The organism is Streptomyces sp. NBC_01166 (assembly GCF_045039765.1).
Taxonomy (GTDB): Bacteria; Actinomycetota; Actinomycetes; order Streptomycetales; family Streptomycetaceae; genus Streptomyces.
Window position 1 is genome coordinate 4,746,274 of the sequence record NZ_CP108613.1, and the last position, 14,049, is coordinate 4,760,322.

The 14,049-nt window shown below is 70.3% G+C and carries 18 protein-coding genes; 7 read left to right on the forward strand and 11 right to left on the reverse strand.

Annotated features, from left to right (window positions below):
- The first annotated feature begins 23 nt into the window (after positions 1 to 23).
- Entirely contained in the window at positions 24 to 977 is a 954-nt protein-coding gene (locus OG379_RS21840; RefSeq protein ID WP_405664802.1) for an NAD(P)-dependent alcohol dehydrogenase, read from the forward strand.
- A 14-nt stretch (positions 978 to 991) separates the two neighbouring features.
- Here OG379_RS21840 and OG379_RS21845 read toward each other — a convergent pair whose 3' ends face one another.
- Positions 992 to 1,645 (reverse strand): response regulator, encoded by a 654-nt coding sequence (locus OG379_RS21845; protein WP_405664803.1) that lies wholly within the window; start codon positions 1,643 to 1,645, stop codon positions 992 to 994.
- 88 nt (positions 1,646 to 1,733) lie between these two features.
- Positions 1,734 to 3,386, reverse strand: coding sequence for a sensor histidine kinase (locus OG379_RS21850; protein WP_405668607.1), 1,653 nt, complete (start codon positions 3,384 to 3,386; stop codon positions 1,734 to 1,736).
- A gap of 504 nt (positions 3,387 to 3,890) precedes the next feature.
- Here OG379_RS21850 and OG379_RS21855 point away from each other — a divergent pair.
- Complete coding sequence (locus OG379_RS21855) at positions 3,891 to 4,130, forward strand: hypothetical protein (RefSeq protein WP_393757460.1); 240 nt, start codon at positions 3,891 to 3,893, stop codon at positions 4,128 to 4,130.
- Between the two features lie 67 nt (positions 4,131 to 4,197).
- Here OG379_RS21855 and OG379_RS21860 read toward each other — a convergent pair whose 3' ends face one another.
- Together OG379_RS21860 and OG379_RS21865 are read right to left on the reverse strand one after the other, a co-directional pair.
- A complete protein-coding gene (locus tag OG379_RS21860; protein ID WP_405664804.1) occupies positions 4,198 to 4,464 on the reverse strand; it encodes a DUF397 domain-containing protein in 267 nt (88 codons plus the stop codon).
- On the reverse strand, positions 4,445 to 5,287 hold the full coding sequence (locus tag OG379_RS21865; protein ID WP_405664805.1) for a helix-turn-helix domain-containing protein: 843 nt from the start codon (positions 5,285 to 5,287) through the stop codon (positions 4,445 to 4,447). The genes OG379_RS21860 and OG379_RS21865 overlap by 20 nt, the downstream gene beginning before the upstream one ends.
- A gap of 118 nt (positions 5,288 to 5,405) precedes the next feature.
- Here OG379_RS21865 and OG379_RS21870 point away from each other — a divergent pair, with 118 nt between their 5' ends.
- Together OG379_RS21870 and OG379_RS21875 are read left to right on the forward strand one after the other, a co-directional pair.
- A complete protein-coding gene (locus tag OG379_RS21870; RefSeq protein WP_405668609.1) occupies positions 5,406 to 5,645 on the forward strand; it encodes a hypothetical protein in 240 nt (79 codons plus the stop codon).
- Complete coding sequence (locus tag OG379_RS21875) at positions 5,635 to 5,868, forward strand: hypothetical protein (RefSeq protein ID WP_393757466.1); 234 nt, start codon at positions 5,635 to 5,637, stop codon at positions 5,866 to 5,868. Before OG379_RS21870 ends, OG379_RS21875 begins: the two co-directional genes overlap by 11 nt.
- A gap of 15 nt (positions 5,869 to 5,883) precedes the next feature.
- On the opposite strand, the gene OG379_RS21880 is transcribed toward OG379_RS21875, so the two are convergent.
- A complete protein-coding gene (locus tag OG379_RS21880) occupies positions 5,884 to 6,876 on the reverse strand; it encodes a hypothetical protein (RefSeq protein WP_405664806.1) in 993 nt (330 codons plus the stop codon).
- Between the two features lie 137 nt (positions 6,877 to 7,013).
- Here OG379_RS21880 and OG379_RS21885 point away from each other — a divergent pair, with 137 nt between their 5' ends.
- The gene (locus tag OG379_RS21885) at positions 7,014 to 7,619 is read left to right on the forward strand and encodes a Uma2 family endonuclease (RefSeq protein WP_405664807.1); all 606 of its coding nucleotides are present in this window, start codon (positions 7,014 to 7,016) and stop codon (positions 7,617 to 7,619) included.
- Positions 7,620 to 7,689: 70 nt separating this feature from the next.
- Here the strand turns inward: OG379_RS21885 and OG379_RS21890 are convergent, their stop codons facing one another.
- The 5 genes from OG379_RS21890 to OG379_RS21910 form a co-directional block, all read right to left on the reverse strand.
- A complete protein-coding gene (locus tag OG379_RS21890) occupies positions 7,690 to 8,043 on the reverse strand; it encodes a PRC-barrel domain-containing protein (protein ID WP_393757472.1) in 354 nt (117 codons plus the stop codon).
- Positions 8,044 to 8,235: 192 nt separating this feature from the next.
- A complete protein-coding gene (locus OG379_RS21895; RefSeq protein ID WP_031093367.1) occupies positions 8,236 to 8,406 on the reverse strand; it encodes a hypothetical protein in 171 nt (56 codons plus the stop codon).
- 135 nt (positions 8,407 to 8,541) lie between these two features.
- Positions 8,542 to 10,068, reverse strand: coding sequence for a PTS transporter subunit EIIC (locus tag OG379_RS21900; protein WP_405664808.1), 1,527 nt, complete (start codon positions 10,066 to 10,068; stop codon positions 8,542 to 8,544).
- 35 nt (positions 10,069 to 10,103) lie between these two features.
- The gene (gene murQ / locus OG379_RS21905) at positions 10,104 to 11,072 is read right to left on the reverse strand and encodes an N-acetylmuramic acid 6-phosphate etherase (protein WP_393757476.1); all 969 of its coding nucleotides are present in this window, start codon (positions 11,070 to 11,072) and stop codon (positions 10,104 to 10,106) included.
- Positions 11,073 to 11,130: 58 nt separating this feature from the next.
- Complete coding sequence (locus OG379_RS21910; protein ID WP_405664809.1) at positions 11,131 to 12,048, reverse strand: MurR/RpiR family transcriptional regulator; 918 nt, start codon at positions 12,046 to 12,048, stop codon at positions 11,131 to 11,133.
- A gap of 104 nt (positions 12,049 to 12,152) precedes the next feature.
- Here OG379_RS21910 and OG379_RS21915 point away from each other — a divergent pair, with 104 nt between their 5' ends.
- Positions 12,153 to 12,521, forward strand: coding sequence for a hypothetical protein (locus tag OG379_RS21915; protein WP_405664810.1), 369 nt, complete (start codon positions 12,153 to 12,155; stop codon positions 12,519 to 12,521).
- Positions 12,518 to 12,790 carry a DUF4031 domain-containing protein gene (locus tag OG379_RS21920; RefSeq protein ID WP_362941310.1) on the forward strand — a complete coding sequence of 91 codons (273 nt, stop codon included), beginning with the start codon at positions 12,518 to 12,520 and terminating at the stop codon, positions 12,788 to 12,790. The genes OG379_RS21915 and OG379_RS21920 overlap by 4 nt, the downstream gene beginning before the upstream one ends.
- On the opposite strand, the gene OG379_RS21925 is transcribed toward OG379_RS21920, so the two are convergent.
- Entirely contained in the window at positions 12,741 to 13,976 is a 1,236-nt protein-coding gene (locus OG379_RS21925; RefSeq protein WP_393757822.1) for a Cmx/CmrA family chloramphenicol efflux MFS transporter, read from the reverse strand. The genes OG379_RS21920 and OG379_RS21925 overlap by 50 nt on opposite strands.
- Positions 13,977 to 14,049 lie beyond the last annotated feature (73 nt).

Below are 14,049 nucleotides of genomic sequence, written 5' to 3' on the forward strand. Positions count from 1 at the left end.
CTTACGCGCATAGCCTGGAGGACATGAACGACATGCGCGCGGCGCTCTACGACAGCTATGGCCCTCCCGACGTGCTCTACGTAGGCGAGGTCCCGGTACCGGCACTACAGCGGGGCGAGGTACTGGTCCGCGTCCACGCGGCGAGCGTCAACGGCGGTGAGCTGTACGGCAGGGCCGGACGGCTCCGCCTGCTGACCGGCCGCACCTTCCCGAAGCGCACGGGGATCGACTTCGCCGGCGAGGTCGCCGAGGTGGACCCGGCCGTCACCGGCCTGCGCCCCGGCGCCCGGGTGTGGGGCGTCCTGCCCCGCACCTTCGGCAGCGCGGCCGAATTCGTCGCCGTACGCCCCCGGAACCTCGCGTACGCCCCCGAGAACCTCGGCCTCGTCGAGGCCGCCTCCCTTCCCGTCGGCACGACAGCCATCACCGCCCTCCGGACCAAGGCAGGGCTGAAGGCAGGCGAGCGCCTGCTCGTGCGGGGTGCCGCTGGGGGAGTCGGCAGCATCGCCGTCCAGCTCGGCAAGGCTCTCGGCGCCCACGTCACGGGCCTCGCGGGCACGAAGAACCTCGACCTCGTCCGGGAGCTGGGCGCGGACGAGGCCCACAGCTACGCGACCACCGGACCGTCCGACCTGGGGCGGTTCGACGTCATCATGGACACCGTCGGCACCGAACTCCGCTCCTTCCGGGGGCAGCTGGCACCCGGGGGCCGCATGGTCTCCATCTCCTTCGACATCGACCACATCGCCGCGAGCCTCGGCTACATGCTGGCCTCGACGGCCCACGGCCGGGGGCGTGTCCGCTTCTTCAGCGGCAACCCGACCCACGACCTGCTCGCCGAACTCACCCGGTACGTGGAGAGCGGCGCCATCCGCCCGGTCGTGGACACCGTCCACCCGCTCTCCGGAATCGCCGCAGCGCACCGGGCCCTGGAGGCCGGCGGCGTACGGGGGAAGCATGTGATCCAGGTGGTCTGAGACGCGCCCCGCACTCACACACCGAGGCCGGCGTCCCGCGCCAGCAGCGCGGCCTGCACCCTGTTCTCGCACTCCAGCTTGGCGAGGATGCGGCTCACGTACGCCTTCACCGTCGCCTCGCTCATATGGATCCGCTGACCCGCGTCCGCGTTGGAGAGGCCCTCGCCGAGCAGGGCCAGGACGTCACGTTCGCGGACCGTCAGCTTCTCCAGCCTGCGGCGGGCGTCCTCCGCACGCTGCGTGGTGCCTCCGGAAGCCAGCGAGTCCACGACATGCCGGGTGGCGCCGGGCGACAGATACGCCTCCCCGGCCGCCGCCGCCCGCACCGCCCGCATCAGCTCCGCGGGCGCAGAGTCCTTCAGCAGAAAGCCCGCGCTCCCTCCGGTCAGGGCACGCAGCACGTTCTGGCGCTCGCCGAACGTCGTCAGGATCAGCACCCTCACCTGGGGGACCGCCCGGCGCAGCTCGGTCAGGGCCGTCAGCCCGTCCATCACCGGCATCTGGATGTCCAGCAGCGCGACGTCCACCCGTTGGGACCGGGCGAGTTCGACCGCCTCACGGCCGTCCGCCGCCTCGGCGACGACGTCGATGTCGTCGGCCGAGGAGAGGATCATCCGGATGCCCGCCCGGATCAGCGGCTCGTCATCCGCCACAAGAATCCTGATCACGACTCTCCTGAGCGGTTCTGATCGGTCAACTCTGCGGGCATCGGGCCATCATCCCCGATCACCCGGCCCGCCGGGAGCCCGTGCTCCCTCAGCCCGCCTCGAAGGACTTCTTCTCGATCAGCTTGCCGTCCTTGAAGCAGAACCGGAAGACCGGATCGGCGTCCAGGCTGGACCCGATCTCCGTGGAGAGCAGGGTGAGACACGTCGCGCCGTCCGGCTCCGGCGGTGCGCCGTCGCCCGGACCGGTGTTCATGAACGAGTCGCCGCTGGGCAGTTCATCGCGTACGGACCGCTCGGACTGGCCGATCGTCACCGCGTCGTACTGCTTGGGCTCGATCATCGCCTTGTCCGCCTCCCGCACGAGAAGGACCCCCGCCACGACCACCCCGATCACGAGCACGACGGCGACCAGAGCCGCCACCCCGCACCCGATGGCTACTCCGTTGCCCCTCTTGGTCCTGTTCACTGCCTTGGCCAACTCCTTCGGGAGACCGTTCCAGTCGATGACCGGATCACTCTCGCCCGGAGGGCCCGCCGGGTTCTGCGCCCGAAAGTCGTCCGGCGGAGCGACGAACGTCTTCCTCGCGTCACCGGGCGACGTGTACGGCAGCACCCCGGCCAGCCGGAACCCGCCGTCAGCCGTGGGACCCGCGTGCACCATGCCGCCGACGAGCCGGGCCCGTTCCTCGAGACCGGTCAGCCCCTGGCCCCCGCTCGCCACGCCGTCGCGCACCGGCTCCGCCACCGGTCCGTTGGCGACCTCCACGACCAGCGAGTCCGGCTCGTACCGCAGGCCGATGGTGATCGACGCACCCGGAGCGTGCTTATGGGCGTTGGTCAGGCCCTCCTGGACCACGCGGTAGGCCGCGTGGTCGGCGGTCGTCGCGAGCGGACGCGCCTCGCCCGAACGCCGGATCTCCACAGCCGCGCCCGCTCTCCGGGACGTCTCGGCCAGGCCGTCGATGCCGCCCACACCACGCGACGGCGCCCCGGGGTCCTCGCCTCGGAGGCCTTCTCCGGCGGGGGGAGCGTCCGCGCCGTCCCGCAGCACGCCCACCACGTCGCGCAGTTCGTGCATCGCGGCCACCGACGCCTCACGCAGCACACCGACGGCCTCGCGCTGCTGCCCGGTCAGCTCGCGGTCCACCTCCAGCGCTCCGGTGTGCACCGCGATCAGCGCGAGCTGGTGACCGAGGCTGTCGTGCATGTCCTGCGCGATCCGCTGACGCTCCAGCATCCTGGCCTGCCCGACGAGCATCGTCCGCTCTCGCAGGAGTTGGGCGTTGTACTCGTGGAGGGTGTCGGTCAGCGTCCTGCGCTGCGACCAGTAGCGTCCCGCGAGGCCCGGGACGATCATCGCGACCAGGATGAACATCCCGGCGACGGCCAGCAGCGTCCACGACGCGTGCGACTCCCACGCGGCGGTCAGGCCGAGGCAGAGACCGTACGCAAGAGCGAAGACGGCACATGCCCTGCCGAGGCCGTCGATCCGCCGCCCGGCCGACCAGGCGACGACGAGGAGCAGGGGCGCGAAACCGAAGAACGGCGCGGAACCGGCCGCGGCAGCCAGCAGCACGGCCGCGGGCAGCCCTCGGCGCAGGAGCGACAACAGCCCGGCCAGCACCCCGGCCACGAGGGCCTGCACCGTGCTCTCGTCGTCCAGCAGCCCGGCGCCCACCCCCAGCAGCGCGAGCACCAGGCTCAGGAAGATCTCCCCCACGACGCGCTGGGCAGACCACATCCCGGGCGCGAGGAGGGCCCGCCCCGGCACGGCCGACCAGGACGCCGCCCGCGTCCTCACCGCCGATGCCAGGGGGGAGGGGTTTGCGGGGGCCATGGAATCAACACGAGTCACGCGCCCACGGTAGAGAGCCCCGACCCGGCACCGCTGTAGCCATTGGTCGCGACGGAGTACGACGAAAGTCGTTCCAGCGTCGGCGTAATGGCCTCTTCAGGGCTTCGTCCGGGGCCTGTAACAGGACTTGTCGATCTTTGTGGAAGTCGTTGCAGGTGTGATCAGATGACAAATGCCCGGGGAATCCCCGGCGTGTACCAGTGCTCCGCCCGGTCTGAATCCACGACCGTGCCGGAGTGCGAGGCGTATCAGCTGCGTCGCCCCTCCGGCCCCGTATCGACGCGGGTCGGGGCGGTAGGGCGGAAACGTGTGATGTCCCCGCGTCCGTCCCCCCACCAGCGGGTCGTGCGCCCTTCGGCGCGCGTGCCCTCAGGCGAAAGAGAGCGAACAATGCGCAAGACCCTCATCAAGGCCGCAGTCGTCGGTGCGAGCGTCCTGGCCCTCACCGGTATCACCGCCGGCGCCGCTCAGGCGTCGGTGCAGGGCCCGGACATCAAGGGAACCGGCAGCTTCGAAGACTGCATGAACTGGGGCAGGGCGCTCAAGGCGAACGGTACGGTCGAGGACTTCGCCTGCATGGTGGGCTCCGAGCCCAACACGTACGAGCTGACCCCGTTCTACAAGGGCTGATCACTCTTACCTGACAGGCCTTTCCGGCTTCCCCGGCGGAGCGCGCCCGCCGGGGGGCCGGACCTGTTCAGCCGTGCTTCAGGCCGCCGACGAAGGCGGACCATGCGGCGGTCCGGAACACGAGTGCCGGGCCGTCGGTGACCTTGGAGTCCCGGACGGGGACGACGTGGGGGAGACCGTCGGCGACCTCCAGGCAGTTGCCGCCGCTGGCATCGCTGTACGTGGACTTGCGCCAGGTCGCGACTTCAAGGCAGTCGCCGCCATCTCCGCCGCTGTACGAGGACTTATGCCAGCTTGCTGTGGAGAGGTCGTAGTCAGAACTGCTGATCTTCATGGGCGTAATCCTCCGCCACCGACTCGATCAAGGCCAGGGACGCAACAGGTGACAGTGCGCTGGCCACCAGCAAATCGTAGGTCAGTTCGTACGACCGCACTGATGCCGGATCGTCGAGTAGTTGCCCTGAGCCCAGCCCGTCCAGGTATGCGAGGGACGGGGCGTCCGGGAATGCCATGAGCTTGAGAGGCCCGCCCATGGCTGCGTGCCCACCAGCGCTGTAAGGCAAGACCTGGATGATGACTCGTCGTTGTTGGATGAGCCTCACCAGGTGGCGAAGTGCCTCCGCCATGACGGCGGGGCCGCCGACCCTTCGTCGTAGCACTGCCTCGTCCAGAACCATCCATACCGTGGGGGTTGTTGGATGGCCCAGAAGGCTGGCGCGCTCGATCCTGGCGGCGACAAGCTCGTCGATCGCCTCCTCCGGAGTGGTGGGCCTTCCCGCGCGGAACACGGCCCGCGCGTATGGCTCAGCCTGCAGGAGTCCAGGGATGAGGAGCGGCGAGTACTCCTTGATCGTCTCCGCAACCGCCTCCGCCTCGGCGGCCTCCGCGAAGTGGTCCGGGTACTTGGACTTCTTCAGGGCCGCGCAGTTCCGTACGAAGAACCCGCCCGCGCCCAGCACCTCGTCCAGTTTCTGGGCCTGGTCCACCTGCATGCGCCGCGTGCCGGCCTCCAACTGTCCGATGAAGGAGCCGCTGACGAACAGCGGTGCCCCCAGGTCGTCCTGCGAGAGGCCCGCCGCCTCCCTGCGGTGGCGGAGTTCGGCGCCGAGGAGCGCGCGGGGTGAGGACGAGGGGTCGAGCTTCTTGGGTCCGGGCAAGGCGACTCCCTGTGACACATCTGCGGGTGTTGGAACTGCGCCTCTTCCACGGTAGCGACGAATTGGACACGCTGTGTAGGCATAGCCACTACTCAGCGTGGAAATGGGGAAGATCATGATGACGGCTACGGAACGGCGCAAAGAAGCAGCGGGCAGAGTGCGGGCTGCGGAGGACGCGGTGGCGCGGCTGCGGGCCGGCCTCGCGGGGGTCGGCGTGAAGCTGCCCTCGCTGCGGATCGACCCGGTCTCGTGTGCTGGAAACGAGCCGACCCCGCTCGTCGACCTCGGCCGGTGCTCGCTGGAGACGGCCATGCGGCTGAGCGTGCAGTTGGAAACGGCGGCGGCTCATGACAGTTGAAGGACTGGAGCCGTGTAAGCCGGAGCCCGGGACGTTCGCGGTGGACGGCAGGGACGGCCGCGTGGGCCGGGTGATGGGCCACGTCGGACCGTACGTGCAACTGCGTCCGCCGGGCGGCGGCGCGGAGTGGGACTGCCCGCCGGACGCCGTCCGGCCGGCCCCGCCGGGGCTCGTGCTCCGGGCCCGGGTACGGGAGATCAACCGGGAGGGGCGGCTGCCGTGAGGCCGCCCCGGGGCGTCATGGCCGGGCCGCGGCCTGGCGCTCCCGGGACTGGACGAGCCGCTGCTGGAGTACCGCGAGGGTGGCGTGCGCAGGCGGAAGGGCCAGGGCGCCGGTGAGCAGCAGGGCGACGGCGATCGGGACGAGGAGCCCGACGACGTACGCGGCGTAGGTGTTGTCCGGGCCCCACTCCAGGAAGACGTGAACCGTGCCGGAGCGCAGGGGCCGTGCGGCGAGTTGGAGCAGGACGTACATGCCGACGGTGAGCCCGCCCAGGGAAAGCGCGAACGCCACGGTCCGGAACCAGGCGGAGGCCCGGCCCCACACGAGCGACCAGGAGCGGCGCATCGCGGCCCGGGGCCCGAGGCCTTCCGTCGCCGCGGTGGCCGGGGCCAGGGTCCAGCCGAGCCGGAGCACCAGTGCGGTCGTCATGCCCAGCAGGGGTGGGCCGTAGCGCAGCACCTCGAACAGGTTGGGGTACTCCCACTTCGGGACGAGCGCGGTGTACTCCCTGAACGTGGTGGTGGTGAAGTACTCCTCCACCAGGACCCCGAGCACCACCGGAGCCCACACGAGCACTCCGCGCAGCACGTACACGCCCAGGACCGCGCGGAATCGGCCGCGTCCCCCGCCGGTCGCACGGGCCGCAGCGGTCTGGATGGCGGCGCAGCCGACGTGCAGCAGGAGTATCAGGAACGGCAGACAGACAAGGAGTGTGAGCCACATGTCGTTCACCCGGCTGCCGTCGGGGGCGTAGGAGTCCTCGTCGATGCGGGCCCGGATCGCGCCCAGGCGTATCTCGGTGAACGTGGGCCACATGACGAGGAACGCCACGACCGTCACCGCCAGGCCCCCCAGCGCGGCCAGCCCGGTCACGCGCGCCGTCACTCCGAACAGCGGGCGCCCGTCCCGGCGCAGGGCGCTGAAGGCCGTGCGGACGATGCCACGCCGTGGCCCGTACCCGCCCTCCTCCGCCCGCGCTTGCTCGGGCGTGGTGGGACCCTGCGTCATGTTTTCCGCCTTCCGCCGTCCAGATGCGCGCTGCTCGGTGATCAGCGTCTGCACACTGAGATGCAGGTGAACGGCCGCCCGGTTCTCCGGAACGCCGATCTCCGCTCCACGCCAGGCGACAGGAGAAGGGACGTGCAATGACCGCTGCGACGATCGAAAGCGATCGGGGCTCCGGACATCACCCGTGGGAGTACCTGTTGCAGACATGGCAGGAACTGGACGTACCTGAGGGGTGGCGCGCTGAGATCGATGAAGGACAGATCGTTCTGGTACCGCCGCCTCATGCGCACCACAGCGGCATCGCCGGGACGGTGCAGCGCAGGCTCTACACGAACCTCTCCGAAGAGCTTGGGATTTACCAGAAGCTCAGTGTGCATGTCGCGCCTCTCGACAAGCTGTACGTCCCGGACCTCGTCGTGATGCCGACCGAGGTGATCGCAGCCGCAGACCCGGAGACCAGCGAACCGATGGATGCGTCGGAGGCGCTGCTGATCGTCGAGATCACGTCCAAGGGGAACGCCCGGGAGGACAGGACGAAGAAGTACCGCGCCTATGCGCGGGCAGGCGTCCCGATGTACCTGCTGATCGACCGCTTCGACACGCGAGGTGCGACGGCCACGCTGTTCACGGAGCCGAACGAGGACGGAACGTACAAGCGTTCCGACGCCGTGCCTTTCGGCAAGCCGCTCCCGCTGCCCGAACCCTTCGGCGTCACCCTGCTCACGGGGGACTTCCCGGGCTGAACCAACAGCGGGGCCGGCTCCGTGATGGGAGCCGGCCCCGCCTCTGATCATGGTGCGCTGTGCGTCGGGGTCACATGATGCGGTAGCTGTCGTAGTAGCCGCCGACCTGTGCGTGGTAACCCGGGTCGTTCGCGTGGTTGTGCTTGTCGAACACCGGGGAGTCCTTTATCTGGTCCTTGGTGAGGTCGACGAAGATCGTCTTGTGCTCCGTGTCGATCCCCTTGACCGTGCCTGCCGGAAGCAGGACGGTCCTGCCGAAGATCCAGACCCCGGTGTCGACGACCAGGTAGGCCGAGCCCACCTCGTCGGAGTGCTTGTCGACCTTGCCGATGCTTCCGTCCGTCGCCTCGACCGAGAATCCGGTCAGGTCGGCGCCCGCGGTGTGACCGCTCGTGGGCTGGTAGCCCCACAGGTTGTCGCTCATTTTTACGGCTCCTTCCTAGACGGTTTCATTCGGTACGGCGAATCCCATCGTGATGAGGACGAGTGCCGCTCACTATTTCGGCTGCCCGTACTTTTCCGGTCCACACCCCGTGAATTCGGCGAACGCAGTAAACGCGGGTGGCGCAGGACCCGAAGGTCCTGCGCCACCCGCGTCATTGCTGGTCAGGGCGGACTACCAGCGATACCACCGGCCCCGCTTGCCACCGCCGGCAGCCGGGCGGACGAAGAATCCGATCAGCCAGACCACGAGCACGATCACCGCGATCCACCAGAGTGCCTTGAGTGCGAAACCGGCACCGAAAAGGATCAGGGCGAGCAGAAGAACGAGAAGCAGGGGAACCATTGTTATCAACCTCCGTGACCTCTGGTGCCCGGCAATCAATTGCCTACACACCCGTGTTCGTGAGGAAAATTTTGAGGCCTTCTCGTGACCATGCCCGGTCGGCCGGGCGGCACCCGGCGGTCGGCGGACAGCCGCTCAGACGCCCGCCGGCTCCTTCGCCGGGGAGCCACCGGAGCCATCGGAGGCGGCGGCCGGTCCGGTGGCCGCGACCGTCGACGGGGCCGGTTCCTGGGAGACGTTGAACTCCTCCAGCAGCGCCTTGCTGAAGCCGAAGAAGTACGTCGCCACGAAGCCCGCGACGTAGCCGACGAGCAGGCCGCCCGCGTAGATCGCGATCGTGGAGCCGAGGCCGTGGTTGCCGTCGAGTAGCGGGAACAGGGCCCAGCCGGACGGGCCGATGGCCGTCGAGCCGACGGAGTCGCCGAGCTGGTTGAACAGGCCCACGAAGCCGCCGCCGAACGCGCCGCCTACACAGGCCGTGATGAAGGGGCGGCCCAGCGGGAGCGAGACGCCGTAGATCAGGGGCTCGCCGACACCGAGCAGGCCCGCCGGCATGGCGGACTTGATGGTCTTGCGGATCGACTCGTTGCGGGGGAGGCGGAGGTAGACCGCGGCCGCCGCGCCGACCTGGCCGGCTCCGGCCATCGCGAGGATCGGGAGCAGGACCGTGAAGCCCTGCTGCTCGATCAGCGTCGTGTGGATCGGGATCAGGGCCTGGTGCAGGCCCAGCATCACCAGGGGCAGGAAGAAGCCGCCGAGCAGGAAGCCCGCACCCGCGCCGCCCGTGGAGAGCAGCCAGTCGGCGAACGTGCCGATGGCGGAGGAGACCTCACCGGCGACGTACATCAGGCCGAAGATCGTGACGAGGCCGGAGATCAGGACCGTCAGGGTCGGGGTGACCAGGACGTCCAGTGCTTCCGGCACCCAGCGGCGGCACCACTTCTCGACGTACACCGCGAGGACCGCCGCGCCGAGCGCGCCGAGGACGCCGCCCTGGCCGGGGGAGAGGGTCTGGCCGAAGGCGTCGATGTTCGCGACGCCGGGGAAGACGATGATCGCCGCGACCGCACCACCGAGGATCGGCGTACCGCCGAACTCCTTCGCCGTGTTGTAGCCGACGAAGACCGCGATCAGGGCCATGAAGCCGGAGGCCATCGCAGCCAGGGCGGGGGTGACCGAGGGCAGCCAGCCGAGGTTCACCAGGAGGCCGTTGAGGCCGGCGATGATGCCGCAGCCGATCAGGGCGGGGATCAGCGGGACGAAGATGTTCGCGATCTTGCGCAGGAAGAGCTTGAACGGGGTGGCGTTCTTCGCCTTCCGCTGCGCCTTGAGGGACGCGCCCTTGTCGGCGAGCTCCTCGGCCGTGCGGGCGGGGGCGGGTGCGGGGGCGCCGGACGCCCGGCCCTCCTCGACCAGCTGCTCGAACTCGGGGGTGACCCGGGCGACGGTGCCCGGGCCGAGGACGATCTGGTAGGTGTCGTCCTCGACCACGCCCATCACGGCGGGGACCGCCTTGAGGGCCTCGTCGTCCACGAGGGAACGGTCGTGCAGGCCCAGCCGGAGCCGGGTCATGCAGTGGGCGATCGAGCTGACGTTCGCGGCGCCACCGACAAGCGGCAGGATCGCGGCGGCAGTGGCGCGGTTCTTGTCTTCAGTAGCCATGGTGCGTGGTGCCTTGCTGTGCGGGGAGTGGTGCGTCAGGTGGTTCGGACGGCCGCGAGAGCGGCGCGGAGGTGACCGTCGGAGTCGGCCAGGAGGGTGGCGGCTGTGGGGCCGTCGACCCCGCCGAGGATGGTGAGGATGGCGTTCTTCACCTCGCCGTCGGTGGCGGCGAGAGCCGCCTCGATCTCCTGGTCGGAGGCGCCGGTGGCGAGGGAGACGATCCGCCGGGAGCGGGCGCGCAGCTTCTCGTTGGAAGCGCGCACGTCGACCATGAGATTCCCGTACGTCTTGCCGAGCCGGATCATGGTGATCGTCGAGAGCATGTTCAGGACGAGCTTCTGTGCCGTGCCCGCCTTGAGGCGGGTGGAGCCGGTGAGGAGCTCGGGGCCGACGACGATCTCCAGGCCGTGTTCGGCCGCGGCGGCGAGCGCGGAGTCCGCGTTGCAGGAGAGGCCGATGGTGAGCGCGCCCTTGGCCCGGGCGTGCTCGACGGCCCCGATGGCGTACGGCGTGCGGCCGGAGGCGGAGATTCCGACCACGGTGTCGTCGGCGCCCAGGTTCAGTCCGTCGAGGTCGGCCGCGGCCAGTTCCTTGCTGTCCTCGGCACCCTCGACGGCCGTGACCATCGCGGAGGGTCCGCCCGCGATCAGGCCGATGACCTCGGACGGGTCGGTGTTGAAGGTGGGCGGGCACTCGCTCGCGTCGAGCACACCGAGACGGCCGGCGGTGCCGGCGCCCGCGTAGATCAGCCGGCCGCCGCGCGCCATGCGCTCGGCGGTGGCGTCGATCGCGGCGGCGATCTGCGGCAGCTTCTCGGCCACGGCGGCGGGGACGGTGGTGTCCTCGCCGTTCATGATCCGCGCTATGTCCTGCGTGGGGAGCTGGTCGATCTCGGCGAGCTCGGGGCGGAACGCCTCGGTGGTGAGGGTGGCGAGCTGGGCACGCAGTTCGCCGTAGCCGCCGGGGGCGTCGGCGTCGGTGCTGGGGTCGGTGGTGGAGGTCATGGACAGTAGCTCTGCTTTCTCGGGCTCGTACGGTTCGCGGGTGCGGGTGCTGCCGGGGTCAGCGGCTGCGAGGGGTGTGGCGGTGGGCGAGCGCCTCGTAGGAGGCGGACAGAGCGGGTGCGGCCGTCTCGTACGTCTGCTGGGCGACCCCTATGAAGAGGCAGTCGACGACGAGGAGCTGGCTCGTGCGGCTCGACATGGCGGCGGGCCGCAGCTCGCTCTCCCGGGCGGTGGACGTGGTGAGCACGTGGTCGGCGTACTGCGAGACCGGCCCGTCGGGGCGGCCGGTGATCGCGATCGTCGTCGCGCCGCGGTCGAAGGCGACCCGGAGCGGCTCGATGACGTCGCCCGTGGAGCCGGAGTGCGTGATCGCGATGGCCACGTCGCCGGAGCGGAGCTGTACCGCGTTGGTCACGGCGAGGTGCGGGTCCATGTGGGCGTGGGCTATCAGGCCGATCCGGAGCAGCTTCTGGGCCAGGTCCTGGCCGACCAGGGAGGACGCGCCGGCGCCGTAGATGTCGATGCGGCGGGCGGTCGCGGCGGCGGTCACGGCGGCCCCGAGCTGCACGGTGTCGAGACCGGCCGCCGTGTCGGCGAGGGTCTGCTGCTCGTCGTAGGCGAGCTTCGTGACGACGTCGGCGATCGGGTCGTCGACCGCGATGTCGGCGGTGACGGCGGGCGCCCGGCCGGACAGCTGATGGGCGGCGAGGCCGGCGAGCGCGAGACGCAGGTCCCGGTAGCCCGGGTAGCCGAGAAGGCGGGCGGTGCGGACGACGGTCGCCTCGCTCGTGCCGGTGAGCTCGGCGAGACCGGTGACGGTGAGGGCGGCACACCCGGCGGGGTCCCCCGCGACCGCTTCGGCGACCCGCTGCATGGAACGGGTCATGGTCGGGGCGAGGGTGCGCACCTTGGCGGCGAGAGCCGCGGGGGCGGGCGGGGAGTCCGGGTTGAAACTTTCCTTCACGTCATTGGTCACATCTGAAAGATATTTTCAGTCGTGAATCCCGTCAACCCCCCTTTGGTCCCTACCTCTGAAGGATCCAGGACCGGGCCGTTGCGCGGCCGGGGGACAATGGGGCCATGGAGTTGAACAGCCTGGAACAGGAGCTGCACACCGCGCGTGCGCGTGTGATGGCCGACCTCGTCGCGGGCGACGTGGCCGAGGCCGGAATCGTCTCGATGGTCGAGGACGCGGTGGCCCACCGGCGGTGGTGGGTCGAGCAGTGGCCCGAGGGCGTGGCCTTCGTCACGGGGCTCGTGGCGCAGGACGTCCAGGACGCCCTCCTCGAGGAGCACGGGCGCTGGCCGCTGTGCCCGGTCTGCACGGAGGAAGGGCCGCACGCCCTGGACGTCGAGCCGGAGCTCGGGTCCGATCCGCACTGGGTCTGCACGAAGGCGACGGTCTCCGTCGCACGGGTGGGATCGCTCGCCGAGGTGCTCGGGCGGTGACCGTCTACATCGATCCGCCGACCTGGCCGGGGCACGGCCGCATGTGGTCGCACCTGGTCAGCGACGTGTCGTTCGACGAGCTGCACGCCTTCGCCGCCACGATCGGCTGCCCGCCCCGCGCCTTCGAGCGCGACCACTACGACGTGCCCGAGGCGCGCTACGCGGACGCGGTGCGCGCCGGGGCGCTGGAGGTCGGCTCGAAGGAGATCGTGCGCCGGCTCACCGACGCGGGGCTGCGGAGGCCGAAGGGGCGTCCTGCGCCGGGATGACGTGCGCCGGTGTGCCCGTGGCGATGCGCCGGGACGGCTTCCCGTCGCCGCCCAGCCGCAGTGAGACCGTGACGGCCACCAGGCCGAGCAGCAGCATCGCGGCCCCCGCCCAGGCCGTGGCCCGGAAGCCGAAGTCCGCGTCGATCACCGCACCGCCCAGCCAGGGCCCGCTCGTGTTGCCCAGGTTGAACGCGGCCGTGGTCGTCGCACCCGCCAGTGTCGGGGCCACCCCCGCGACGTTGAACATCCGGGCGTTGAGCGCCGGGGCCGTGTAGAACGCCGACAGCCCCAGCAGGAACGCCAGGACGACGACGGCGACCTGGTTCGACGCGAAGAGGGCCAGGGCGACCAGGAAGACCGTCGAGGCGCTGATGCCGCTGAGCAGCACACCGAAGAGATGCGCGTCCGCGACCCGGCCACCGATCGTCGTACCGATCAGCGCACCCGCGCCGAAGAGCGCGAGGACCCACGGCACCCAGCCCGAGCTCAGTCCCGCCACGTCGGTGAGCAGGGGTGCGAGATAGCTGAACGCGCAGAACACGCCGCCGGCCGCGAGAGCGGTGATCACGATGGACAGCCACACCTGGCGGTCCCTGTAGATCGCGACTTCCTTCTTGAGCTGCGGCTTCTCGTCCGGCAGCGGAATGCGCGGGATGCGTGTGACGACCCCGACCAGCGCCACTGCGGACGCGGCGCCCACCGCCCAGAACGCCGAACGCCAGCCGAAGCTCTCCCCGAGGAAGGCGCCCAGCGGCACCCCGAGCACGTTGGCGATCGACAGCCCACCGATCATCACGGCCATCGCCCTGGCCCGCGCGTTCACCGGCACCATCGCGATGGCGACCGCGGCGCCGACCGCCCAGAAGCCGGCGCACGCCAGCGCACTCACCACCCGGGAGACGAACAGCACCTCGTACGTCGGCGCCAGCGCACCGGCGACCTGCCCCAGCCCGAAGACCGAGATGAGGGCGATGAGGGTCGTGCGGCGAGGCAGCCGCAGCGTGGCGACGGCCAGCAGCGGGGCGCCGACCACCATGCCGATCGCGAAGGCGGATATGAGGAGGCCCGCCTTCGGGATGGACACGTCCATGTCCTCGGCGATGGGCGGCAGCAGCCCGGACAGCATGAACTCGCTGGTGCCGAGGGCGAAGACGGACAGGCCGAGGATGTAGACGGCCATCGGCATGCGGGAGCGGCTGGACACAGAGTCGGGCATGACAGTGGCCAACAGTGCTTTCGGCCCTGTCATTCCCCCTGTC

Excerpts from the sequence above, each read along its gene's own strand:
- OG379_RS21840 (WP_405664802.1), top strand. The coding sequence starts at position 24 with ATGAACGACATGCGCGCGGCGCTCTACGACAGCTATGGCCCTCCCGAC.
- OG379_RS21850 (WP_405668607.1), bottom strand. The coding sequence starts at position 3,386 with ATGTGGTCTGCCCAGCGCGTCGTGGGGGAGATCTTCCTGAGCCTGGTG.
- OG379_RS21855 (WP_393757460.1), top strand. The coding sequence starts at position 3,891 with ATGCGCAAGACCCTCATCAAGGCCGCAGTCGTCGGTGCGAGCGTCCTG.
- OG379_RS21860 (WP_405664804.1), bottom strand. The coding sequence starts at position 4,464 with ATGAAGATCAGCAGTTCTGACTACGACCTCTCCACAGCAAGCTGGCAT.
- OG379_RS21870 (WP_405668609.1), top strand. The coding sequence starts at position 5,406 with ATGACGGCTACGGAACGGCGCAAAGAAGCAGCGGGCAGAGTGCGGGCT.
- OG379_RS21875 (WP_393757466.1), top strand. The coding sequence starts at position 5,635 with ATGACAGTTGAAGGACTGGAGCCGTGTAAGCCGGAGCCCGGGACGTTC.
- OG379_RS21880 (WP_405664806.1), bottom strand. The coding sequence starts at position 6,876 with ATGACGCAGGGTCCCACCACGCCCGAGCAAGCGCGGGCGGAGGAGGGC.
- OG379_RS21885 (WP_405664807.1), top strand. The coding sequence starts at position 7,014 with ATGACCGCTGCGACGATCGAAAGCGATCGGGGCTCCGGACATCACCCG.
- OG379_RS21890 (WP_393757472.1), bottom strand. The coding sequence starts at position 8,043 with ATGAGCGACAACCTGTGGGGCTACCAGCCCACGAGCGGTCACACCGCG.
- OG379_RS21895 (WP_031093367.1), bottom strand. The coding sequence starts at position 8,406 with ATGGTTCCCCTGCTTCTCGTTCTTCTGCTCGCCCTGATCCTTTTCGGT.
- OG379_RS21900 (WP_405664808.1), bottom strand. The coding sequence starts at position 10,068 with ATGGCTACTGAAGACAAGAACCGCGCCACTGCCGCCGCGATCCTGCCG.
- murQ (WP_393757476.1), bottom strand. The coding sequence starts at position 11,072 with ATGACCTCCACCACCGACCCCAGCACCGACGCCGACGCCCCCGGCGGC.
- OG379_RS21915 (WP_405664810.1), top strand. The coding sequence starts at position 12,153 with ATGGAGTTGAACAGCCTGGAACAGGAGCTGCACACCGCGCGTGCGCGT.
- OG379_RS21925 (WP_393757822.1), bottom strand. The coding sequence starts at position 13,976 with ATGCCGATGGCCGTCTACATCCTCGGCCTGTCCGTCTTCGCCCTCGGC.